The 21,409-nt window shown below is 63.1% G+C and carries 19 protein-coding genes and 1 pseudogene; 8 read left to right on the top strand and 12 right to left on the bottom strand.

The window, feature by feature from the left end; translation table 11 throughout:
* Positions 1-58: 58 nt before the first annotated feature.
* Positions 59-1,405, bottom strand: a complete 1,347-nt coding sequence (gene gdhA / locus ACLBXN_RS03295) for an NADP-specific glutamate dehydrogenase (protein ID WP_003076433.1) — start codon at positions 1,403-1,405, stop codon at positions 59-61.
* A gap of 521 nt (positions 1,406-1,926) precedes the next feature.
* Here gdhA and ACLBXN_RS03300 point away from each other — a divergent pair.
* Positions 1,927-3,423 carry an MFS transporter gene (locus tag ACLBXN_RS03300; protein WP_447611124.1) on the top strand — a complete coding sequence of 499 codons (1,497 nt, stop codon included), beginning with the start codon at positions 1,927-1,929 and terminating at the stop codon, positions 3,421-3,423.
* Positions 3,420-4,124, top strand: coding sequence for an aspartate/glutamate racemase family protein (locus ACLBXN_RS03305; RefSeq protein WP_447611125.1), 705 nt, complete (start codon positions 3,420-3,422; stop codon positions 4,122-4,124). Before ACLBXN_RS03300 ends, ACLBXN_RS03305 begins: the two co-directional genes overlap by 4 nt.
* 119 nt (positions 4,125-4,243) lie before the next feature.
* Here ACLBXN_RS03305 and ACLBXN_RS03310 read toward each other — a convergent pair whose 3' ends face one another.
* The 3 genes from ACLBXN_RS03310 to ACLBXN_RS03320 all read right to left on the bottom strand — a co-directional run bounded on the left by ACLBXN_RS03310 (position 4,244) and on the right by ACLBXN_RS03320 (position 7,800).
* Entirely contained in the window at positions 4,244-5,107 is an 864-nt protein-coding gene (locus tag ACLBXN_RS03310; protein ID WP_003057758.1) for a MurR/RpiR family transcriptional regulator, read from the bottom strand.
* A gap of 99 nt (positions 5,108-5,206) precedes the next feature.
* The gene (mutL, locus tag ACLBXN_RS03315; protein WP_447611126.1) at positions 5,207-7,441 is read right to left on the bottom strand and encodes a DNA mismatch repair endonuclease MutL; all 2,235 of its coding nucleotides are present in this window, start codon (positions 7,439-7,441) and stop codon (positions 5,207-5,209) included.
* Between the two features lie 113 nt (positions 7,442-7,554).
* Positions 7,555-7,800: a hypothetical protein gene (locus tag ACLBXN_RS03320; protein WP_447611127.1), complete on the bottom strand. Its 246-nt coding sequence runs from the start codon at positions 7,798-7,800 to the stop codon at positions 7,555-7,557.
* Positions 7,801-8,168: 368 nt separating this feature from the next.
* Here ACLBXN_RS03320 and ACLBXN_RS03325 point away from each other — a divergent pair, with 368 nt between their 5' ends.
* A complete protein-coding gene (locus ACLBXN_RS03325) occupies positions 8,169-8,822 on the top strand; it encodes a DedA family protein (RefSeq protein WP_019043757.1) in 654 nt (217 codons plus the stop codon).
* A gap of 116 nt (positions 8,823-8,938) precedes the next feature.
* On the opposite strand, the gene ACLBXN_RS03330 is transcribed toward ACLBXN_RS03325, so the two are convergent.
* From ACLBXN_RS03330 to tsaE, 3 genes are all read right to left on the bottom strand, one after another.
* Positions 8,939-9,154, bottom strand: coding sequence for a glycine zipper 2TM domain-containing protein (locus tag ACLBXN_RS03330; RefSeq protein ID WP_003064466.1), 216 nt, complete (start codon positions 9,152-9,154; stop codon positions 8,939-8,941).
* A 184-nt stretch (positions 9,155-9,338) separates the two neighbouring features.
* Complete coding sequence (locus tag ACLBXN_RS03335) at positions 9,339-10,829, bottom strand: N-acetylmuramoyl-L-alanine amidase (protein WP_447611128.1); 1,491 nt, start codon at positions 10,827-10,829, stop codon at positions 9,339-9,341.
* On the bottom strand, positions 10,826-11,347 hold the full coding sequence (tsaE, locus tag ACLBXN_RS03340) for a tRNA (adenosine(37)-N6)-threonylcarbamoyltransferase complex ATPase subunit type 1 TsaE (protein ID WP_043006321.1): 522 nt from the start codon (positions 11,345-11,347) through the stop codon (positions 10,826-10,828). The genes ACLBXN_RS03335 and tsaE overlap by 4 nt, the downstream gene beginning before the upstream one ends.
* A 12-nt stretch (positions 11,348-11,359) precedes the next feature.
* On the opposite strand from tsaE, the gene queG reads away from it, so the two are divergent.
* Positions 11,360-12,400 carry a tRNA epoxyqueuosine(34) reductase QueG gene (gene queG, locus ACLBXN_RS03345; protein WP_407715327.1) on the top strand — a complete coding sequence of 347 codons (1,041 nt, stop codon included), beginning with the start codon at positions 11,360-11,362 and terminating at the stop codon, positions 12,398-12,400.
* Positions 12,401-12,456: 56 nt separating this feature from the next.
* Here the strand turns inward: queG and ACLBXN_RS03350 are convergent, their stop codons facing one another.
* On the bottom strand, positions 12,457-13,365 hold the full coding sequence (locus ACLBXN_RS03350) for an AEC family transporter (RefSeq protein ID WP_447611129.1): 909 nt from the start codon (positions 13,363-13,365) through the stop codon (positions 12,457-12,459).
* Between the two features lie 236 nt (positions 13,366-13,601).
* Between ACLBXN_RS03350 and ACLBXN_RS03355 the strand changes: the two genes are divergently transcribed.
* Positions 13,602-14,582, top strand: coding sequence for a tripartite tricarboxylate transporter substrate binding protein BugE (locus ACLBXN_RS03355; RefSeq protein WP_043006323.1), 981 nt, complete (start codon positions 13,602-13,604; stop codon positions 14,580-14,582).
* A gap of 77 nt (positions 14,583-14,659) precedes the next feature.
* Here the strand turns inward: ACLBXN_RS03355 and ACLBXN_RS03360 are convergent, their stop codons facing one another.
* Positions 14,660-15,700 carry an NAD(P)H-quinone oxidoreductase gene (locus ACLBXN_RS03360; RefSeq protein ID WP_447611130.1) on the bottom strand — a complete coding sequence of 347 codons (1,041 nt, stop codon included), beginning with the start codon at positions 15,698-15,700 and terminating at the stop codon, positions 14,660-14,662.
* Between the two features lie 111 nt (positions 15,701-15,811).
* Between ACLBXN_RS03360 and ACLBXN_RS03365 the strand changes: the two genes are divergently transcribed.
* Both ACLBXN_RS03365 and xerD read left to right on the top strand, forming a co-directional pair.
* Positions 15,812-16,696, top strand: coding sequence for a LysR family transcriptional regulator (locus ACLBXN_RS03365; RefSeq protein WP_447611131.1), 885 nt, complete (start codon positions 15,812-15,814; stop codon positions 16,694-16,696).
* Between the two features lie 104 nt (positions 16,697-16,800).
* Positions 16,801-17,757: a site-specific tyrosine recombinase XerD gene (gene xerD / locus ACLBXN_RS03370; RefSeq protein ID WP_447611132.1), complete on the top strand. Its 957-nt coding sequence runs from the start codon at positions 16,801-16,803 to the stop codon at positions 17,755-17,757.
* A 6-nt stretch (positions 17,758-17,763) separates the two neighbouring features.
* Here xerD and ACLBXN_RS03375 read toward each other — a convergent pair whose 3' ends face one another.
* Positions 17,764-18,420 carry a Twin-arginine translocation pathway signal gene (locus ACLBXN_RS03375; protein ID WP_447611133.1) on the bottom strand — a complete coding sequence of 219 codons (657 nt, stop codon included), beginning with the start codon at positions 18,418-18,420 and terminating at the stop codon, positions 17,764-17,766.
* Positions 18,421-18,643: 223 nt separating this feature from the next.
* Here ACLBXN_RS03375 and ACLBXN_RS03380 point away from each other — a divergent pair, with 223 nt between their 5' ends.
* On the top strand, positions 18,644-19,648 hold the full coding sequence (locus ACLBXN_RS03380) for a Bug family tripartite tricarboxylate transporter substrate binding protein (protein ID WP_447611134.1): 1,005 nt from the start codon (positions 18,644-18,646) through the stop codon (positions 19,646-19,648).
* A 102-nt stretch (positions 19,649-19,750) separates the two neighbouring features.
* On the opposite strand, the gene ACLBXN_RS03385 is transcribed toward ACLBXN_RS03380, so the two are convergent.
* Both ACLBXN_RS03385 and ACLBXN_RS03390 read right to left on the bottom strand, forming a co-directional pair.
* The gene (locus tag ACLBXN_RS03385) at positions 19,751-21,037 is read right to left on the bottom strand and encodes an EAL and HDOD domain-containing protein (protein WP_447611135.1); all 1,287 of its coding nucleotides are present in this window, start codon (positions 21,035-21,037) and stop codon (positions 19,751-19,753) included.
* A gap of 37 nt (positions 21,038-21,074) precedes the next feature.
* Positions 21,075-21,409: pseudogene (locus tag ACLBXN_RS03390) on the bottom strand (EAL and HDOD domain-containing protein); the annotation flags it as partial.

Consider the following 21,409-nt stretch of genomic DNA (forward strand, 5'->3'; position numbering starts at 1 on the left):
CGAGGGCATGAAAAAAGGCCCCGAAGGGCCTTTTTGGTGAGTGCTGAGCGCTTGGCGCTTAGATCACGCCTTGTGCCAGCATGGCGTCGGCCACCTTCACAAAGCCGGCGATGTTGGCGCCGTCGATGTAGCTGATGGTGCCGTCTTCGCGCTTGCCGTGCTTCACGCAAGCCGCGTGGATGCTTTGCATGATTTGCAGCAGACGGGCGTCCACTTCTTCGGCAGGCCAGGACAGGCGGGCCGAGTTTTGCGACATTTCCAGACCCGAAGTGGCCACGCCACCGGCGTTGGATGCCTTGCCGGGTGCGTACAGCACGCCGGCAGCTTCGAAGGCGCGGGCGGCTTCGTTGGTGGAGGGCATGTTCGCGCCTTCAGCCACGCACAGCACGCCGTTGGCGATCAGGGTCTTGGCATCGGCTTCGTCCAGCTCGTTCTGAGTGGCGCAAGGCAGGGCCACGTCCACCTTGATGGACCAGGGGCTCTTGCCGGCCAGGAATTCCACGCCGGAAACCAGCTTGGCGTAGTCGCTGACGCGGCCGTACTTGTGGTTCTTCACATCCATCAGGATGGCCAGCTTTTCGGTGGTGAAACCGGCGGCGTCATACACGGTGCCCGAGGAGTCGGACACGGTCACGACCTTGGCGCCCAGCTCCATGGCCTTTTCCACGGCGTACTGAGCCACATTGCCCGAACCGGACACGGACACGGTCTTGCCTTCAAAGGACTGGCCGCGAGTGGCCAGCATTTCACGGGCGAAATACACAGTGCCGTAGCCAGTGGCTTCGGGGCGAATCAGCGAGCCGCCGAAAGACAGACCCTTGCCCGTGAACACGGAAGCCGCAGTGTTCGACAGCTTCTTGTACATGCCGGCCATATAGCCCACTTCACGGCCGCCCACGCCGATATCGCCTGCGGGCACATCGGTGTCGGGACCCACGTGGCGGAACAGCTCGGACACGAAAGCCTGGCAGAAGCGCATGACTTCGGCAGGGCTCTTGCCCTTGGGGTCGAAGTCCGAGCCGCCCTTGCCGCCGCCCATGGGCAGAGTGGTCAGCGCGTTCTTGAAGGTCTGCTCGAAAGCCAGGAACTTCAGCACGGACTGGTTGACCGATGGGTGGAAGCGCAGACCGCCCTTGAAGGGGCCGATGGCCATGCTGTGCTGGATGCGGAAGCCGCGGTTCACTTGCACCTGGCCCTTGTCGTCAGTCCAGCTCACGCGGAACTGGATGATGCGCTCGGGCTCGACCAGGCGCTCCAGCAGGGCGTGCTCGGCGTACTTGGGATTCTTCTCGATGAAGGGCCACAGGCTTTCCATCACTTCGGTGACGGCTTGCAGGAATTCGGGCTGACCGGGGTTGCGTTGTGCCACTTCTTCCAGGAATTGGCCTACGGACTCGTACTTCATAGAGAACTTTCTGACAGGGACAGGGGAATGCGCTGAAACTCGCGAAACCAAAATTATGCCAAAAAGTTATGCCGTCATGCATGGATTCGGTGCATGAGAGCGCAATTGTGGTGCGTACATGCCCGAATTTGGAGCGCTTCTTCTGTATTTGTTCTTAGTTTTCAGGCACTTGGATGGTGCATTTGAAGTAAAGGATTTTTCATTCTGGTGTCGTAAAAACATTTTTGCGGCTTGTCACACAAGTGTTTTTCTTCCGTGACGTCCGCTTCATCCGCCCGCAATGTCTTATCTGTGCTAGCACCATCGTGGTGCGTGTGATTTCAGGCACGAAATCTGCAATCGTGAAAACTGATTTTCATGAGCCCGGGCGCACGACTTAGCAGGTGGACTGCGAGTCGGCGTCAGGGCCTGGGTAAATCTGGATTTGAAATTTAAATTTCATATTATTTAATAAGAAAACTTAATTTCAATCGGCTTGCCGGCCCAGCGCCAGGCCAGCCCTCAACCATGAGGAGGTGGATATGGCAGCTGAGATTCCCGTGACGCCCTCGGCGTCAGGCAAGGCCAGTGCGGCGCAGATGCAGCAGCTCGAAAACGCGCTCAACCAGATCGGCGTGACACGCTCGCACAAAAGCATCATCTTTCTGGTGGTCTGCGGCGTGCTCTTCGATGTGTTCGAGCAGAACGCGGTCGGCCTGGTCGGCCCGCTGCTGCGGCAGCAATGGGGGCTAGACGCGACGGACATTGCCTTTCTCAACACCATCACTTTCTTTGCCGCCGCCATGGGGCGCCTGCTTTCGGGCTACCTGGCCGACCGCATGGGACGGCGCTTCATGCTCAATGTGAACCTGGCGCTGTTCACGCTGGGTGCCGTCGGCTGCGCACTGGCACCTGATTACGCTTTCCTTGCCGTGGCGCGTGCCATCGTGGGCTTTGGTCTGGGCGGTGAAATCACCACTGCCGTGACCATGCTGGCCGAGTTCTGCTCGGCGCGCTTTCGCGGCACGGCAGTCGGTCTCATCAACGTCGGTGGCGGCGGTCTGGGCAATATGCTGGCGCCGGCATTTGCCTTGGGCGTGTTCACGCTGTTTCCGGGCGATGATTCCTGGCGCTGGCTGTTCGGCTGTCTGGTCATGCCGGCCATCTTCATCGTGTTCTACCGCCGCTTCGTGCCGGAGACGCCGCGCTTTCTGCTCTCCAAGGGACGGGTCGAGGAAGCCAATCAGGTGCTGAGCATGCTGGCGGCCGGCAAGCTGGCCAATGCGCAGTACGAGCTGCGCGAGTTCATCAGCCCAGGCAGTGCGCAGGCGCAGACGGCTGCCGCTCAGACCGTGCAGCGCAGTTCCTTCACCGACATCTTCAGGGGCGGCTATGCGCGGCGCACGATTGCCGTGGGCGTGGCTTCGTGGATGACGTTTGGTGCGCAGCTCTCGGTGCTCACGCTGATGCCGACGATTCTGGTCGCCCAGGGCTACTCCATCACCAAGAGCTTCAGCTTCACCATCGTCATGCAGATGGGCAGCCTGGCCGGCGCGATCGCGGCATCGACCATGGGCTATTACTTCCCGCGCAAACGGGTGCTGACGGTAGGGGCGATTGCTGCCTGTCTGGCGGGCCTGGCGTTCGGCAACTTAACCGATAGCGTGGCCATGATCCTGGTCTGCGGTGCGCTGTTCCAGTTCTGCGTGCTGACGCTCAACACCTCCATCTGGATCTTTGCGCCTGAGCTCTACCCGACGCGCATTCGTGCGCTGGGCACCTCCTTCCTGCTGGCGCTGGGCACGATTGGCGGAGCCATGTCCCAGGTGCTGGCGGGCAAGATGTTCGATCTGCACGGCGTCTCCGGAATGTTCGGCATGATCGCCGCCATGTATTTCATCTTTGCGATTGCCGTGCAGTTTGCCCCCGAGACCTTTGGCCGTTCCATCGAGGAAGGTGCGGGCGGTGAATCCCATGCCGAGCAGGAGTCTGCCGCTGCTGCAGGCGTGGTCGCTGCTGGCCAGGAGCGCACGGCATGAAGGCTGGCATGAACATTCTGCTGATCAACCCCAATACCTCGCAGCAGACCACGGCGCTGATGCTCAGGCAGGCGCGGGCTTGTCTGCCGCCCGGCGTGCTGCTGCACGGCGCGACGGCCGAGAGGGGGGCGGCCATGATTACCGACGAGGCGGGGCTGAAGATCGCCGAGCAGGAGGTGCTGCGTCTGGGCCTGGCCTTTGCTGAGGGCGATGACAGCCAGGTCGGCCGGGCCATCATCGTGGCCGCCTTCGGCAATCCCGGGTTGGAGTTGCTGCGTGCGGCCCTGCCGCAGCGGGTTGCCGCCTTTGGCATCGGCGAAGCCGCCATGCTGCAGGCCGCACGGGATGAGCAGGGCCGCCCGCGTCACTTTGGCATTGCGACGACCACGCCGGGGCTGGAGGCTTCGATTGCCGCCTCGGTCGCGGCGCTGGGCCTGACGCCCTGGTTCTGCGGCACGCGCATTGCGTTGGGCGAGCCGCTGGCGCTGGCCGCAGACCCGGCCCTGCAGTGCGAGCGCCTGGGCGATGCCGTGGCCCAATGCGTGCAAAGCGATGGCGCGCAGGCCGTGGTGATCGGCGGCGGCCCGCTGTCCGAAGCCGCGCTGTGGCTGGCACCGCGCTTTCAGGTGCCGGTGCTGTCGCCGGTGGTGGCCGCAGTGCAGGCGGCGCTGGCGGGCCTGGCGCTCGCCGTCACCCACTGAATGCTGTTGGATGCGGTTGGGTGCTATTGATTAAAGAGCTTCTACCGCAATTCAATCATTGATTTCAGATTGAAAAGTATCTGAAATCTATGAATAACAAGCGCAACAAGCTTTTGATTTCATAGCATCTCGTCCAGCGCATCGTGGCTGGTCTCGATGGCCGCCATATGTCTGCGCCCCGGTTGCCCGCTTTGCTGCAAGGTGGCCGTGGCAATCAGGTGGCAGAGCATGAAAAGTGCCGTGTGATTGTCCAGCGGTCCCGGCGCCGAGGTCTGCACGCGCAGCAGCCAGTCCGCCTCGGGGGCCGGGCTGGCATGGTCGGTGATGCAGATCAGGCGTGCGCCCAGCAGCCTGGCCTGGCGCGCGAACTCGCTGACCACCCGCACGCTGCGGCGCAGGGCAAAGATCACCACCACATCCTGGGCGCCGATCTGGGCCGCATATTCGCCCAGGGTCTCGCCGGCGCCGGGAATGACCTGGCTGGGCATCTCGAGTGCCTGCAGCAGCTGCCAGCGCAGATAGGCCGCAAAGTTGCGGTTCTGGCGATAGCCCACGAAGAACAGCTGTCGGGCGCCGATCAGGGCTGTGGCGATGTCCTCCAGCTGCTGTGCCGAGATCTGTCCGATGGTGACGGCCAGATTCTCCGAGGCCTGGCGCAGATGCGTGGCAATCACATCCGCCGTGGGCTTGCCCTGGGCCGATGCGGCGGCCAGAAACAGCGGCGAGCCGTTGTCGCCCTGAGCGCGGGCATGGCGGCGCGCATCCTCATAGCCTTCGTAGCCCAGCCGCTGTATGAAGCGCGTGACCGTGGCATTCGATACTCCCGTGAGCTTGGCCATCTCGGCGGCCGCGTAGCTCGACAGATTGCCGGGGAAGTCCAGCAGGAATTCCGCCAGCCGTCGCTCCGAGGGCGGCAGCTGCGGCAGGGCCGCACGCACGCGGGCGATGAAGGAATGGTCCGGGGTGGAGGAGCTGGGGTTCATGACGGCGGATGGCAGGCGGGCCCGCTGATCTGCCGGCCCGCCGTTTTTTGTCGATATCGGCAATGTAGCGGCTATTTGGCGGCCATTGCCGAGCTGCCGTCAGCGCCCGCGCAGAAACAGCGCATCCAGCTCCTTCATGCTGAGCTGGCGCCAGGTGGGGCGGCCGTGATTGCACTGGTCGGAGCGCTCGGTCACCTCCATTTGGCGCAGCAGCGCATTCATCTCGTCCAGCGTGAGCTTGCGGTTGGCGCGCACTGCGCCATGGCAGGCCATGGTGGCCAGAATCTCGTTGCGCGCGCGCTGCACCACGGTGCTGGCGTCATGCTGGGCCAGTTCGGCCAGCACGCTGCGCGCCAGCTCCACGGCATCGCCCTGGGCCAGCGTGGCCGGCACGGCGCGCACGGCCAGGGTCTTGGGCGAGAAGGGCGAGACCTCCATGCCCAGCGTCAGCAAGGTCTCGGCATGGGCCTCGGCCGTGGCGACTTCCTCGGGCGTGGCGGCAAAGGTGGCGGGAATCAGCAGCGGCTGGCTCGGAATCTGTTCGTCGCCATTTTCCGTATTCACGGCATTCTTGAGCTGCTCGTAGACGATGCGCTCATGGGCGGCATGCATGTCCACGATGACCATGCCCTGGCTGTTTTCGGCCAGGATATAGACGCCGTGCAGCTGGGCCACGGCACGGCCCAGCGGCCAGACCGGGGTCGAGTCAGCCGCTGCGGTTGCGGGCTGCTGTGTTGCAACAGCGGCGGGCATGGCGGCTTCTGCCGTCGGCCTGGCTGTCGCTGATGGTTGCGCAGCGGCAACGATCACTGTGGCGGCTTGCGCTTCCTGCATCTGGGGGGCAGGCGCTTTGCGCTGAAAGTAGCTGGACTGGCCCGAAGGGCGCAGTCTGATGCCTTCGTCCTCGGGTTGAGGCACGGGGCTTGGCATGGCCGTGGTGTTGGTGATCGTGGTCGCGCCGGTGGCCGATTCGGGCTCCTCAGCTGTGGCACCCGCGGGGGCCGGGGCCGCAGTCGCCATCTGGGGTGCAGGCGCGGGTGAGGTTTCCGCAGTGGCCTCGCGCATGGGTTCCCAGAGCTTGGCCAGATCGCGCACGGGATTGCCGATGGCGGGTTCGCCAAAGCTCATGCGGGTTTGCGGCCAGGCCGGGGCTGCGGTGGGCTTGGTTGCGGCCTTAGCCGGGACAGGCGTGGCAGTGCTCTCGTCGATCAGGCCGGGCTGGCGTGCGGCTTCCTGAGCCGCCGCCTCGACCACGGCTGCGGCGCGCGGCGTGGCCAGCGCGTTTTCGATCGCGTGGCGCACCGCCTGGTGAACCTCGCGGCTGTCGCGAAAGCGCACTTCGATCTTGGTGGGGTGCACGTTCACGTCCACACGCGCGGGGTCGATCTCGATATAGAGCGCGTAGACCGGCTGCTTGTTGCCGTGCAGCACGTCCTCGTAAGCAGAGCGGGCCGCATGCGTCAATACCTTGTCGCGTACAAAGCGGCCATTGACATAGCAGAACTGCTGGTCGGGGCGTGAGCGCGCTGCGTCGGGAATGCCGGCGCGGCCCGTGACGTGGACGGGGCCGGCCCAGTGATCGACGGCCACCGAGTTGTCGACAAACTTGTCGTTCAGCACATCGGCCAGGCGGCGCGACAAGGCTTCGTCGGGCGTGCTGCCGGCGGCGCGCCATTGCTCGACCAGCTTGCCTTCATGCCAGATGGCAAAGCCCACATCGGGGCGTGCCAGTGCATGGCGGCGCACGGACTCTATGCAATGCGCGAGTTCGGTGGCATCGGTCTTGAGGAATTTGCGGCGCGCAGGCGTGGAGAAGAACAGCTCCTTGACTTCCACGGTCGTGCCCTGGTTGCGTGCGGCGGGGCGCAGCTCGCCGCTGCGTGCGTCCAGCAGATAGGCTGAGTCCTGACCTGCGGGACGCGAGAAGATGGAGGTTTCCGATACCGAGGCAATGGCGGCCAGTGCCTCGCCGCGAAAGCCCATGGTGGCCACGGTTTCCAGATCGTGCAGATCGCTGATCTTGCTGGTGGCATGGCGGCGCAGGGCCACGGGAAGCTCGTCGCGCGGGATGCCGCAGCCGTCGTCTTCCACCGCGATCAGGCGCACGCCGCCGGCGAGCAGGCGCACGGTGATCTGGCCGGCGCCCGAGTCCAGAGCGTTGTCCACCAGTTCGCGCACCACGGAGGCGGGGCGCTCGACCACTTCGCCGGCAGCGATCTGGCTGATCAGCTCGTCGGGCAGATCGCGAATGGGCCGGCGCACGGGAGCAGCCTGGTCGGTGGTTTCGGTAGGGGAGGGGGAGAGTTCGGGGCTGGATGCGTTCACGACGACCATTCTAGGGCGGTGCACAAACCGGCCAGGAAGTGAGTTTTTTGAACGCTGAAAACACAAAGAGCTGCCGGCATCGCTCAGGCCGCTCCTCGTTCAGCCCGCGGCGGGCGCCGGGCTTAGCGGCGGCGGTAGCCGCCCTTGGTCAGTTCGTTACCGATCAGAGCACCGGCGGCTGCACCGCCGATGGTGCCGATAGGGCCGCCAAACAGCACATTGCCCACTGCACCGCCGGCCACGGCGCCAGCACCGATACCGACTTGCTGACGGCTGGGGCCGTGAGCGCAGCCGCCCAGAGCCAGGGCGCCGGTCAGTGCGGCAGCCAGAGTCAGGGCCTTGCCATAGCGCATGGTGAATGTCTTCATGTTCGTATTCCTCTCGTCGTGCTAGTTATGGAAAGCGGTCTGGTCTCTGCGCCGAGGGAGGCTGGAGACGGCGGACTTTGTTGGCCAGGGGGCCGATGTCGTGATTTGCAATGCACGGCTTGCGGCGACACAGCTCTACTGTGCCAGCAGAATTGGCAAGCTGACGTATTGTTGACGTTTAGTTTTATCAAAACTTGTAACAAACCACCTTGAACCGGCTGCTCTTGTTGCAGTCTGCAAGCAGCTGTGAGTTTGCTCTCAAAAACATGGCACTCCAGCAAGGGAGGGAGCGTCTGCGGGCTTTGGCGGCGCAGTACATTACTGGCCGGCATACGCCGGTATGCCAATCCATTTTCGAGGACCGTGTTTTGGAAATCATTCAGTTTCTGATCGACTTCATACTGCATATCGACAAGCATCTGGAAGCCTTTGTCGTGGCCTATGGGCCCTGGGTGTATGCCCTGCTGTTCATCATCGTGTTTGTCGAAACCGGTGTGGTGGTCATGCCTTTCCTGCCCGGCGACTCGCTGATGTTCATCGTCGGCGCGCTGTGCGGTGCCGGCTATATGAGCTATCCGCTGGCGGTGGTGGTGTTGCTGGCAGCAGCGATCCTGGGCGACCAGAGCAATTACACGATAGGCCGCTACCTGGGACCCAAGGTGTTCCAGTGGGAGGATTCGCGCTGGTTCAACCGCAAGGCCTTCGACCAGGCCCACAACTTCTATGAGCGCTATGGCGGCGTGACCATCATTCTGGCGCGCTTCATGCCCTTTATCCGCACCTTTGCACCCTTTGTGGCCGGAGTCGCCCATATGAGCCGTGCCAAGTTCAGCCTGTTCAATGTCGTGGGTGCCGTGCTGTGGGTGGTAGGCATCAGCGCCGCAGGCTACTTCTTCGGCAATATGGAGTGGGTGAAGAACAATCTTGAAAAAATCATCTGGGGCCTGATCCTGGTGCCGGGCCTGATCGCCATCTTCGGCGCCTGGCGCGCCGGCAAGGCCGAAAAGGCCAGGGCTGCCTGATGCAGCCTGATTTGTGCGCTTGACGGCATCTGGCATCGATCGCCAAAGCGCTGCCCATGAAAAAGCCCCGGCATGCCGGGGCTTTTTCGTTGGACACTCAGATCGGATCGAGGCGCTTATTTGCGCTTACCTACCTCGTTACCGATCAGCGCGCCTGCTGCAGCGCCGCCTACGGTGCCCAAAGTGGAACCAAACAGTGCATCACCGACCACGCCGCCGGCAACGGCGCCGACACCGGTGCCGATCTGGGCATTGGTGGGCGAGGTGGAGCAGCCAGCCATGGCAAGTGTGAAGGCTGCAGATACGGTGATGGCAAGAGTTCGCAGTTTCATGAGGTCTCTCCTGTACAGCTGCCAAACAGGCCAGCTTTCATAAGAACACGCCTTGATCTTGAACCTTTTGCCCCGGCTTTCAGGTAGGAGAGAGGGCCAAGCCCGTGTCATTCAGGCTTGGCGACTGTCATCAAGCCGGCTTGCCGGCTGACAGCCGGCGCGGCGGTTTTGTGTAAGTGCGTACTTAAACCGATCGGCTGCGCGCCAGGGGCGGGTTGTGGGCGAAGTACTTGCGGATGCCCGTCATCAGCGCATCGGCCAGTTGCTCGCGGTAGGCGGCAGAGGCCAGCTTGGCTTCCTCTTCGGGGTTGCTGATGAAAGCGGTTTCCACCAGCACGCTGGGAATATCGGGCGCCTTCAGCACGGCAAAGCCGGCTTGCTCCACACGGGCCTTGTGCAGCTTGGCCATGCTGCCGATTTCGCCCAGCAGCGAAGTGCCCAGCTTGAGGCTGTCCTTGATCTGGGCGGTGGTGCTCATGTCCAGCAGCATGCGCTGCACATGCTGATCCTGCAGTCCGCCCACGTTCAGGCCGCCCACCAGGTCGGCCTGATTTTCCTTGTTGGCCAGCCAGCGTGCGGCCGTGCTCGAGGCGCCGCGTTCGCTGAGCGCAAACACGCTGGCACCGCGCGCAGCAGGGGTGGTGAAGGCATCGGCATGGATGCTGATGAACAGATCGGCCTGGACGCGACGGGCTTTTTCCACACGTGTGGCCAGGGGCACGAAGAAGTCTGCATCGCGCGTCATGAAGGCCCGCATGGGGCTGCCGCCGATGCGTGAGTTGTTGATGCGCTCGCGCAGCAGATGGGCGACCTTGAGCACCACATCCTTCTCGCGCAGACCGCTGGGCCCGGTGGCACCAGGGTCTTCGCCGCCATGGCCGGGGTCCAGCGCCACGATGATGATGCGGTCCGTGCTTTGCGAGGTGGCGATATTGGGGGCAGGCCTTGGCGCCGGTGCCGGGCGTGGCGCGGGAGCCGGTGGCGGCGGAACTGGCGCTGGTGCCTGTGCAATCACCGCAGGAGCCGGTGCAGGAGCGCTGGGGCGCTGGTTGCGCTGGGCAATCAGGTCACCGAGAGGGTCGGCCTGGGGGGCTGTTGCAATCGCCACCGGGGGTGGTGTCGTGATGGCGGGATTGTTCGCGGCTGGCGCGGCGGCCGAGCTGCCGGCGTCACGCAGGCGCTCGCTGATCAGGGCTTCCAGCGGATCCACGGCCTTGGCGGGATAGAGATCCAGAACCAGCCGGTGCTTGTAGGGCGCAATCGGGGCCAGCGTGAAGACCTGGGGCCTGGCTTCCTGCTTGAGGTCGATCACCAGGCGCACCACGCCGGGTGCAAACTGCCCGACACGGATGCTGGCGATATTGGGATCGTCGGAGCGGACCTTGGCCACGAGCTCCTTGAGTGCCGGGTTCAGATCCAGGCCCTCGATATCGACGGCCAGCCGTGGCGGGCTGGGCACGAAGACCGGCTTGGCCGTCAACGGAATATCGGATTCCAGCGTGACGCGCGAGTAGTCGGGTGCGGGCCAGACGCGCACGGCCACGATGCTCGCGCCCTGCGCAATATGCTGGCGGCCCAGCAGCAGAACCACGCCGCCTGCCTGCAGCAGATTGCGGCGGGAAAGACCCGAACGGAACAGGTCCGGAAAATCCGTGGAGGAAGTTGTTTTGCTCATGCCGTCAATGCTTCAAGCACGGTGCAGCCTGCGGGGGTGCCAGCCTTGAGCGTCACCTGCCGTTGCACATCGTCAATTGCTTCGATATGGATAGCTATATCCGCAACAGGTGTAACCGCTGCAGCCTTTTCGGGCCATTCTGCCAGCTTGAGCCCGGCACTGGCAAAAATGTCACGAAAACCTGCATCTTCCCATTCACGCGGATCGTCGAAGCGGTAGAAGTCGAAGTGCCAGATCGAGAGGTCGCCGGCCTCGTGCGGCTCCACCACCGCATAGGTAGGGCTCTTGATGCGGCCCTGCACGCCCAGGGCGCGCAACCAGTGGCGCACCAGCGTGGTCTTGCCCGCACCCAGGTCGCCATGCAGGGTCACATAGGCGTTGCGCAGCTCGGGCAGGGCGGCCAGTTGCTGGGCGAAGCGCTCGGTATCCTGTTCGCTCTGCCAGAGTATCTGGCGCTGCGCCAGCGCCGGTGTGGGCTCGCTTCCTACAATTCGGGGTGTATGTTGAGCAGCAGTCAATTGGTTCCTTTGATGCAAGCCTGGGCTCGCGAGCTGGGATTCTCCCAAATCGGCGTGGCTGGCGTGGATTTGTCCTCGGCAGAGCCCGGTTTGCTGCAATGGTTGGCGCAGGGCTTCCATGGCGAGATGCATTACATGCAGGCCCATGGTTTGAAACGAGCCCGGCCTGCGGAATTAGTTCCCGGCACGGTGAGCGTGATCACCGCGCGCATGGATTATCTGCCGCGCGAGACCGGGGACGGCTGGCAGACCGTGGAATGGGACAGACTCCAACGTCCCGAGGAAGGCATTGTCTCCCTCTACGCCAGGGGCCGCGACTATCACAAGGTGCTGCGCAATCGCCTACAGAAACTGGCCGAGCGCATCGCGCAGGAAATGGGTCCGTTCGGCCACCGCGCCTTTACCGACTCCGCGCCAGTGCTTGAGGCCGAACTGGCCAGCCGCAGCGGGCAGGGCTGGCGCGGCAAGCACACGCTGGTGCTGAGCCGCGAAGCCGGATCGATGTTCTTTCTGGGCGAAATCTATGTGGACTTTGCGCTTGAACCCACGGCCCCGGTCACGGCGCACTGCGGCAGTTGCTCCTCATGCATGGATGCCTGCCCCACGGGCGCTATCATCGCGCCGCACAAGGTCGATGCGCGGCGCTGCATCTCCTATCTGACCATCGAGCATGCGGGCAGCATTCCCGAGGAGCTGCGTCCCTTGATGGCCAACCGCATCTATGGCTGCGATGACTGTCAGCTGGCATGCCCCTGGAACAAGTTTGCCCATCCCAGCGTCTTGCCCGACTTTGATGCCCGCGCCGGACTGGCGGGCACGCAGCTGGTGCATTTCTTTGCCTGGGATGAAGCCACGTTTTTGCGGGTGACCGAGGGCAGCCCGATTCGCCGCATTGGACATGCGCGCTGGCTGCGCAATGTGGCCGTTGCTCTGGGCAATGCCTGGCGCGAAACCGGCAACCCTGCACTCCGTGCCGCGCTGCAGAGCCGGGCCGCAGATTCCGATCCTGTGGTGGCCGAACATGTGGCCTGGGCGCTGGCCCAGCGTGCCTGAATTTCAGTGAAATTGGCCTGAAACGATTACCCCATAAGCGCAGGCAGCTATCAAATTCAGATTCCGATCAGCCAGAGCCCGAAGGGCAGGCTGAGAATGCCCAGCATGGTGGACAGTGAAATCAGGCTGGCCACAAACGAGCCCTCATAGCCCATGCGCACGGCCAGCACATAGCAGGACGAGGCCGTGGGCAGGCTGGAGAACGCCATCAGCGCAATCGCCTGCGGCTGGTTCAGCTGGAACAGCCGCACCATGGCAAAGGCGATCAGCGGCTGGATGGCATGGCGTATCAGCAGCAGCTCGCCTGCCAGCAGCTTGTTGCTGGTCAGGGCGCTGAGCTTGAGGCCGGCGCCGGCGGCCATCAGGCCCAGGGCAATCGAGGCTGCGCCAATACGGGCCACGGGGGCTTCCAGCAGTGCTGGAATCTTCAGTCCGGCGGCATTGAACAGCAGTGCGCTGACGGTGGCGATGATCAGTGGGTTGCGCAGCAGATGCCCGACAAAATGCTGGCCGCTGCCGCGCACCATGGGCCAGACCGCAGCCACATTGAACAGCGGCACGGACACGCCGATCAGCACTGAGACATAGAGCAGTCCGTCGGGCCCTGCCAGGCGTGAAACCAGCGCCAGTGCGATGAACGAGTTGAAGCGAAACGCCACCTGCGCTGCACCCGCATAGCTGCGGGCATCGATGCGTCGACCCAGAAACGGCAGGTGCGGCAGGCTGTAGGTCAGCGCAATGCCCAGCAGGCCTCCCAGCACGCCAGCGGCCAGCAACTGGCTGGCCTCGCCCCATTGGATGGGGTTGCGCGTGATGGAGTGAAACAGCAGCACCGGAAACAGCAGGTAGTAGACGAGCTGTTCCACTGGTTGCCAGACGCTGCGATTGATGGGCGTGAAGCGGCACAGCACATAGCCCAGCACGATGAGCGCGAAATCGGGGAAAAGCAGTTCTAGATAGTTCACGGCCCGCAAGCATAGAGCCGGTTGCGAATTTGCTGGGAGAAACCTGTCACCAAGTTTCTATCTGGTAGTACTTGCTGTCGCCACTTGGCCGCTTTGTATCCAGGCTTGATGCAGTTCAAGGAAACGGCATGAATCTAGGGTAATTACTGATAAATCAGGGCTAACAAGAATATGTCGGGTTTTTTGCGGCACGTACTATCAACCGTTAATTTCAGAACTCATAGGGAGACCCCTTCATGAATCGTCGTATGTGCATGGGCCTGACAATGGCTCTGGCAACTGTAGGTTTTTCCACCGGCGTGATGGCCGAGGCCAATTACCCCACCAAGCCCATCAAGCTGCTGGTGCCCTTCGCCGCAGGCGGCACGACCGACATCATTGCGCGTGTGATTGCCGAACCTCTGAGTCGGGAGCTGGGCCAGTCCGTGGTGGTGGACAACAAGGGCGGTGGCGGCGGCGTCATCGGTGCACAGGAAACCGCGCGTCAGAAGCCCGATGGCTACAACCTGGGCATTTCCACCCTGTCGACCATGGCCACGAATCCGGCCATCAACCCCAAGACTCCCTACAACCCGCTGACCGACTTCACGCCCATCATCAACATTGCGGCCACGCCCAATGTGATCGCCGTGAATCCCAAGTTCCCCGGTGCGGCCAGCTACAAGGCTTTCGAGGCTGAACTCAAGGCCAATCCCGGCAAGTACTCCTATGGCTCGTCCGGCACGGGTGGTATCCAGCACATGCTGATGGAGCTGTACAAATCGCTGACCGGCATCCAGATGACCCACGTGCCCTACCGCGGCGCGGGCCCGGCCCTGAACGACGCGGTTGCCGGCCAGATCCCCATGATTCTGGACAACCTGCCTTCGGCACTGCCTTTCATCAAGGACAACCGCCTCAAGGCCATCGCCGTGGCCGCTCCCCAGCGTCTGGCTGTGCTGCCTGATGTGCCCACCTTCAAGGAGGTGGGTCTGCCCCAGGTCAATCGCATGGCTTCCTACGGCATCCTGGGCCCTAAGGGCATGGACAAGGCCATGGTCGAAAAGATCAACGCCGCCGTGAAGAAGGTGCTGCAGGACCCCGCAGTCAAGAAGCGCATCGAAGACACCGGCTCGCTGGTGGTGGGCAACTCGCCTCAGGAATTCGCCAAGGAACTGAAGGAAGAGTACGAAACCTACAAGCAGGTCGTGGCCAAGCAGAAGCTGACACTGGACTAAGCAGCTGATCCGCTGCTGATGCAGTGGCGGACGCCGCAAGCCCGAATTGCCGTCGAGGCCATTCGGGCTTTGTTTTTTTATTTGCCGTTTCCGGGCAGCAGCAGAATCTTGCCGATGCTGACCCCGGACTCCATGTGCCTGTGCGCCTGGGCAGCGTCTGCCAAAGCGAAGGAGCTATCGATCACGGGCCGTATCGCTCCACTCTCCAATGCGCCAAGCCATCGCTGGGCAAAGCGCTGGACCATCGCCTGCTTGACTTCGGGCGAGCGTGATTTCATCACGGTTCCGAAGATCCGCAGATGGCGGTACAGCACCAGGTCCATGGGCAATGCAGCGCCCTGGGAGCCGCCCAGCAGGCCCACCATCACCATGCGCCCGCCGACGGCCAGCGATCGCACATTGGGCTCCAGGTAGGGGGCACCGACGAAATCGATCACGACGTCCACGCCTTTGCCGTCGGTGGCCTGGGCCACCACGGTCTGGAAGTCCTCGCTGCGATAGTCGATGAAGACATCGGCTCCGAAATCCAGGACCGCTTCGCGCTTGTCGCCGCTGGCCGTCGCAAAAACCCGGGCGCCCGCAGCATGTGCAAGCTGAACGGCAGCCGATCCGACACCACCCGCTGCCGCATGGATCAGCACCGACTCGCCGGCGCACAAGCCCGCCAGATGAAACAGGGCTTCGTGTGCGGTCACGAACACCTCGGGTATCGCACCGGCATCCACCAGCTCCAAATTCCCAGGGACATGTATCGCCATGCGGTGGTCTATGCGCGAAATCTCGGCATAAGCGCCGCCGCCCACGATACCCATGACCCGGTCGCCTACGGAGAAGCCCTGCACCAAGGGGCCGGCCTCGATCACGGTTCCGGCGATCTCCAGGCCCATGGTGTCTGCGTCACCAAAGGAGGCTCGACCGTAGGCTCCCTTGCGGTGATAGAGGTCGGCACGATTGACGCCGATGGAGGCGTTGCGTACCAGCAAGTCGTGGGGACGAAGCTCAGGAGCCGGCAGCTCGCGGGGCACCAGCACCTCGGGCCCGCCAAAGTCGTCAAAAACAATGGCCTGCATGGTGGCGGGCTTTGCGGCGGGGATGGAGTCTGTCAAAAAGGTGGGCATATGGGTCGTTCTCGAAATATCTTTGAGCGCTGAAGATTACGACGCAAAGCTTTGTTTGCAATGCAGCGATTTCGCTCTACATTGATGCAAATTTGCATCAACTGTTGAGCCATGAACTGGGACGATACCCGCATCTTTCTCGCCCTGAGCCGCACGCACTCATTGCGGGCCGCAGCGCGCAGCCTGGGCATTGATCAGGCAACGGTAGGGCGACGCCTGAATGCGCTGGAGTCCGAGCTGGGAGCCAAGCTGTTTCTGCGCGCCAAGGATGGATACCTGCTCACGGCCGCTGGCGAGGTGGCACTGGCTGCGGCAAGGCGTATGGAGAGTGCAGCCCTGGACTTGCGCACCAAGATCGAGGGACAGGATGAAAATCCCGGCGGTCTGGTGCGCGTGACAAGCACCGATTCCATCGCCATTGACCTGTTGTTGCCCGCTGTCGAGCGTTTGCAGCAGCACTGGCCGAATATCCGCGTGGATCTGGAAGTCTCCACCCAGTTGCTCAGCCTCGGTCGCCGGCAGGCGGATATTGCTTTTCGCAACGTCAGGCCTGATACCCCGGAGCTGGTGGTTCGCCGTGTGGCTTCGTGGCCTGTGGGGCTGTTCGCAAGCACGAGCTATCTGGCTCGCTTTGGCGAGCCCGCCCCTGAAGACGAGTTGCGCGGTCACCATCTGGTCGCATACGGGCCTTATCTGGAGCAGAGTCCGTTTCTGAGCATGGCCGGGGTGCCTGCGCGTCAGGCCAAGATTGCCATGTCGGTCCGCTCCAGTCTCCTCGTGCGCAGGGCGGTTGCGGCAGGCATCGGGATTGGGGAAATGCCGTTGTGGATGGGGGAGCGGGAAGGCCTGGTGCGTATCTGGCCGCAACGCCGACGCCCGAACGACTATGAAGTCTGGCAGGTCATGCATCCCGATCTTCAGCGCACGGCCAGGGTGAGAGCGGTTGCGCAGTTCCTGGCGGAGGCTTTCGATGGCCCATCAGCCGGTATCAGCTGAAGCAGGCTCAGCGCTTGCGATGGCCGGTATCCGACCCTGATCTTCATGGTGCGCCGAGCTGATTTCAGCTCGGCGCACTCCTCGACAGCGTGTACGCTAGCCCTATGTCAGAAGCCCCTAAAAAAGCACGCGAGTCCCAGATTCCCGAGGACTGGCCGCAGCCCTTGCCGCAGAGTCAGGATGCCCTCGATGAGTTCATCGATGCCCTGCTGCTGGAGGACGGGCTTTCGCGCAATACCTTGTCCGCCTACCGGCGTGATCTGACGGCGGCTGCGCGCTGGCTGGCGCAGTTGCAGCCGCCCAAGGCGCTGGATGCAGCGCTGGAAGCGGATTTGCAGAGCTACTTCACGGCCCGAGTGGAGGGCACCAAGGCCACTTCCTCGAACCGGCGGCTGACGGTCCTGCGCCGCTACTTTCTTTGGGCGCTGCGCGAAAAGCGCATCGCTGCCGACCCCACGGTGCGCATGCTGGCTGCCAAACAACCGCCGCGCACGCCCAAGACCCTGACCCAGGAGCAGGTCGAGGCCCTGCTTGATGCACCCGATGTGGAGACTGCGCTGGGTCTGCGCGATCGCGCCATGCTGGAGCTGATGTATGCCAGTGGTCTGCGCGTCAGCGAGCTGGTGGGGGTGCGCATGCATGAGCTGGACTTGCGCTCAGGCGTGTTGCGCGTGACGGGCAAGGGGCGCAAGGAGCGGATGGTGCCGTTCGGTCAGGAGGCGCAGCACTGGCTGGAGCGCTATCTGCTGCAGGCGCGAGCGGCGATTCTGGGAGGGCAGCAGACCGAAGAGGTGTTTGTGACCCAGCGCGGCGCGGGCATGAGCCGCGTGATGTTCTGGGTCATCGTCAAGAAATGTGCGCAGATCGCGGGGATCAGCTCGCCCCTCTCACCGCATACGCTGCGCCATGCATTTGCCACGCATTTGCTCAACCATGGCGCCGATCTGCGCGTGGTGCAGATGTTGCTGGGACATGCCGATATCTCCACCACCACCATCTACACCCATGTGGCGCGCGAGCGGCTCAAGGCCCTGCACGCCGAGCATCACCCGCGCGGCTGAGCAGGCCTAGGCAGCCGGGCTGGCCAACTGCAGGTGGTAGAGCCCCCAGACGGCGGCAGGAAAGCGTTGCTTGACCGGCAACTGGCCGAGCTCCGGAATCTGATGGGCAGCAAAAATGGCCCAGAGCGGGCCCACGCCACCCATGGCCAACGGCACGCCGTCCAGCTGGGTGGCGATCAGCATGCGCCAGCGCACGGCCTGGGCCAGCGGTATCTGGCTGCGATAGCCGTCTATGCCCTGCAAGGTCAGCTGCAGGCCTTGAGCCATGGACTGGCCCACATCCACGCCAGCGGCCTGCAGCACCTGCTCCAGCAGCGGGCCTTGCAGGCTGTGCTCGGCTTCGTCGTATTCAAGCCTGGTCCTGAGCGTCTGCTGCTCCAGGCTGTTGAGCGCATCCATGCCGCAGGACCAGGCTGCATCGAACAGATAGCCATGCATGATCAGCATGCGGTCCGCCACGGGCTGAGGCTTGCCACGATTGGCTTGCACGCCGGGGCCGCTGATGGTGAGCACCGCGGGTTGCAAACCATCGAGCACGCAGGGGCGCGAGGCCTTGCGCGTGGTCGTGGCCGATGCGGGCAGGGCCATGGCGCCCAGTGCAGCGCCCGCAGCACCGCCTTGCAGCAGCAAGGAGCGACGTGAAAGAGGGTTTTGTTCTGCCATGGGTGCTTTCTCTGTGGTGATGGCTGCAGTCTAGCGGCAAGGCTTGCGGCCGTCATTGCGGCATGCCGACCAAGACGCTGGCCAGCTGCAGTGTTGGTCTATTTGAATGTTTGAAGTTTTATTTTGATGTTTTCTGTCCAATGAATTGACGAATCGTCGTTCAAATCAACCTGGGAATTCACTTTGGTCAAAAATGCAGGTCTTGATTTTTGGATTTCGAGTGATGACTAACTTTCTGCGTCGCAGCATGCTGACCTGTGCCCTGGCAGCCGTGCTGCCTGCCACCTTGTCCCTGAATGTCCAGGCGGCCGACAAAGCCGACGCGGCTGGCTGGCCCAGCCGTCCCATTCGTCTGGTGGTGTCCTATCCTGCCGGGGGGGTGAGCGATGTGGTGGCCCGTGCTCTGGGTGAAAAGCTGTCGCAGTCGCTGGGCCAGTCGGTGGTGATCGACAACAAGGCCGGTGCGGGTGGCGCGATTGGCCTGGATCAGGTCGCCAAGTCCAACCCCGATGGCTACACGCTGGGCTTTTCGTCCATCAGCCCGCTGACGCTGAGTCCCCATCTGGGCAAGCCGCTGTTCGATCCGCACAAGGATATCGTTCCGGTGGTCAGCGTGATGTACTCGCCCGTGCTGCTGCTGGGCACCACCCGCCTGACTGCCAAGAGCTTTCCCGAGCTGATGACCCAGGCCAAGGCCCATCCCGGCGACGTGCGCTGGGCCACAGCCGGTCTGGCGTCGCTGGGTCACATCATGCTCGAGCAGATTGCCGATCAGGGCAAGGTGCAGATCACCCATGTGCCTTACAAGGGCGGCGGCCAGCAGCTCAATGACGGGCTGAGCGCACAGTTCGAGGTGTTGTCCACGAATGCCGGCCCGGCCGTGATGCAGCATATCAAGGCCGGCAAGTTCAAGGCCCTGGCCGTGGGTGCTCCGACGCGTCTGGACTCCCTGCCTCAGGTGCCCACGCTGGCCGAGCTGGGTTACAAGAACGCCAACACCACATCGGTCTTCGGCATCTTCGCTCCTGCGGGTGTGCCCGCTGCCGTGCTGGCTCGACTGAATGCCGAGGTGAACAAGGCGCTGGCGCTGCCCGAGATTCGTCAGCGTCTGGAGGCCACGGACAATGTACCTACCGGTGGCAAGGCTGCGGACTTTGCCAAGCAGATCGAGGCCGAGTCCAGGTCCAACGCCCAGATCATCAAGGCTGCAGGCATCCAGACCAACTGATCGGGACACTCTGCAATGACAAAGGGCTTGCGGTCACATCGGCCGCAAGCCCTTTGTCCTTGTGCGCATCAAGCGCACTGAAGTGTCGCCAGGCGGACTGGCTCAGATCACTTCGCTGGCGAGGTTGTCGGCCCAGCTCAGTGCCTGCAGATGGGCCCAGTTGACCTGATGGTTGGACAGCTGCAGTGCATTGGCCGCACGGGCAAAAGCCGCTTCGTCGCCCGACTCGCAGGCGCGCGTCAGATCCAGGAAGGGCGCAAAAACGCCCTGATTGTGTACCAGTGCATCGACCACGGACTGGGGCAGCGCCACGGATTCAAGGGCCTTGGCCATGGGCTGGCTCAGCATCACATCGAGCAGCGAGAAAACGCCCACGACGAAGGCGTGGTCGCATTCTTCGGGTGGCAGCAGCTCGGCGGTCAGCAGCTCCATGAGCCGGCCGCGCACCACGGCTGTCTGGCCCACTGCCGGCGGTGTGCCGCCGGCGCGCGAGGTGGTCAGCAGCAGGGCTGCCCAGCGGAACAGCTTCTTGAGTCCCAGAATCATCACCGCGTGGCGGAAGGAGGTGATCTCGCAGGACAGGCCGAAGCCCGAGCTGTTGATGAAGCGCAGCAGGTTGAAGGACAGCGTGGGGTCCTTCTTGAGCAGCTCTTCGATCTCTTCCGTGCTGGCCTGCTGGCGCACCAGGTTGATGAGCTGGATGATGGTGGTCTGCGTGGGGCGGATGGTGCGCGCCTGCACGAGCTGGGGCTGGGCGAACCAGTAGCCCTGGAACAGCTTCACGCCCAGGCCCAGCATATGCTCGAACTGCTCGGACGTCTCGACCTTCTCGGCCACGATCTGGGCACGTGTATAGGTCTGGGCAAACTTCACCAGCTTTTCGGCATGCTCGATCGCGAAGCTCTGCATGTCCAGCTTGACGAAGGAGGCCATGGGCAGCCAGGACGCATAGTTGCGGCGCAGCAGGTTCTGGTCAAAGGCCAGGCGAAAGCCGCGCTGGCGCAGGGCTGCGAACGTAGGCAGGCAGGCTTCGATGTTTTCCTGCGTGGCCTCGGCGGGCAGGGACGGCACCTCCAGTACCACGCGGTCGGGGTGAATCAGCTCCAGGTGGCCGCCGCTCAGACTGTCATGGGTGCAGTTGATGAAAACCGTTTTCTTGCCCACCAGGGCTTCGGCGCCGGCATAGGACAGGGCGTTGAACAGCAGTGCCGCATCGGATGCCGCGGTGTGCGCGTTATGTGCCACCGAACGGTCAAACAGCTCGTAGCCATACACATCCCGTTTTTCATCGACGATGGCCTGGCGCGCAATGCTGGCCATATTGGCCTCGTCCTTGTCTGTAACGGGGCTGGCAGCCGGTGAAGAGGCGTTTGTGTCAGAGGTATCCATGTCGGTTATCGCTTGGGTGTGGGGTGGGGGAGCGCCGTCACTCGGACAGACACTCCGTCCAGCTCAGCGCCTGCAGATGTGCGTGATTGATGTCCCGGTGCTCCAGCTCCAGGCTGCAGGCGCTGCGGTCGAACTGCTCCTGGTCATGACTCTCGCAAGCCTTGGTGAGCATCAGCAGCTCGCCCAGAATGCCTTCGTGATGCAGCAGGGCGGCGGACACCGATTCGGATACCGGAATCAGTGCCAGTGCCGCAGGCAAGGGCATGCCCAGCATGCGGTCCAGCATGGAGAACATGCCGCAGATGAAGGCCAGATCGGCGTCGGTTTCGGTCAGCGAGTGCTTGGCCAGCAGCTCCATCAGGCGGCCGCGAA

The sequence above is a fragment of the Comamonas sp. C24C genome (assembly GCF_053345995.1).

Excerpts from the sequence above, each read along its gene's own strand:
- gdhA (WP_003076433.1), bottom strand. The coding sequence starts at position 1,405 with ATGAAGTACGAGTCCGTAGGCCAATTCCTGGAAGAAGTGGCACAACGC.
- ACLBXN_RS03300 (WP_447611124.1), top strand. The coding sequence starts at position 1,927 with ATGGCAGCTGAGATTCCCGTGACGCCCTCGGCGTCAGGCAAGGCCAGT.
- ACLBXN_RS03305 (WP_447611125.1), top strand. The coding sequence starts at position 3,420 with ATGAAGGCTGGCATGAACATTCTGCTGATCAACCCCAATACCTCGCAG.
- ACLBXN_RS03310 (WP_003057758.1), bottom strand. The coding sequence starts at position 5,107 with ATGAACCCCAGCTCCTCCACCCCGGACCATTCCTTCATCGCCCGCGTG.
- mutL (WP_447611126.1), bottom strand. The coding sequence starts at position 7,441 with ATGGTCGTCGTGAACGCATCCAGCCCCGAACTCTCCCCCTCCCCTACC.
- ACLBXN_RS03320 (WP_447611127.1), bottom strand. The coding sequence starts at position 7,800 with ATGAAGACATTCACCATGCGCTATGGCAAGGCCCTGACTCTGGCTGCC.
- ACLBXN_RS03330 (WP_003064466.1), bottom strand. The coding sequence starts at position 9,154 with ATGAAACTGCGAACTCTTGCCATCACCGTATCTGCAGCCTTCACACTT.
- ACLBXN_RS03335 (WP_447611128.1), bottom strand. The coding sequence starts at position 10,829 with ATGAGCAAAACAACTTCCTCCACGGATTTTCCGGACCTGTTCCGTTCG.
- queG (WP_407715327.1), top strand. The coding sequence starts at position 11,360 with ATGCAAGCCTGGGCTCGCGAGCTGGGATTCTCCCAAATCGGCGTGGCT.
- ACLBXN_RS03355 (WP_043006323.1), top strand. The coding sequence starts at position 13,602 with ATGAATCGTCGTATGTGCATGGGCCTGACAATGGCTCTGGCAACTGTA.
- ACLBXN_RS03360 (WP_447611130.1), bottom strand. The coding sequence starts at position 15,700 with ATGCCCACCTTTTTGACAGACTCCATCCCCGCCGCAAAGCCCGCCACC.
- ACLBXN_RS03365 (WP_447611131.1), top strand. The coding sequence starts at position 15,812 with ATGAACTGGGACGATACCCGCATCTTTCTCGCCCTGAGCCGCACGCAC.
- xerD (WP_447611132.1), top strand. The coding sequence starts at position 16,801 with ATGTCAGAAGCCCCTAAAAAAGCACGCGAGTCCCAGATTCCCGAGGAC.
- ACLBXN_RS03375 (WP_447611133.1), bottom strand. The coding sequence starts at position 18,420 with ATGGCAGAACAAAACCCTCTTTCACGTCGCTCCTTGCTGCTGCAAGGC.
- ACLBXN_RS03380 (WP_447611134.1), top strand. The coding sequence starts at position 18,644 with ATGACTAACTTTCTGCGTCGCAGCATGCTGACCTGTGCCCTGGCAGCC.
- ACLBXN_RS03385 (WP_447611135.1), bottom strand. The coding sequence starts at position 21,037 with ATGGATACCTCTGACACAAACGCCTCTTCACCGGCTGCCAGCCCCGTT.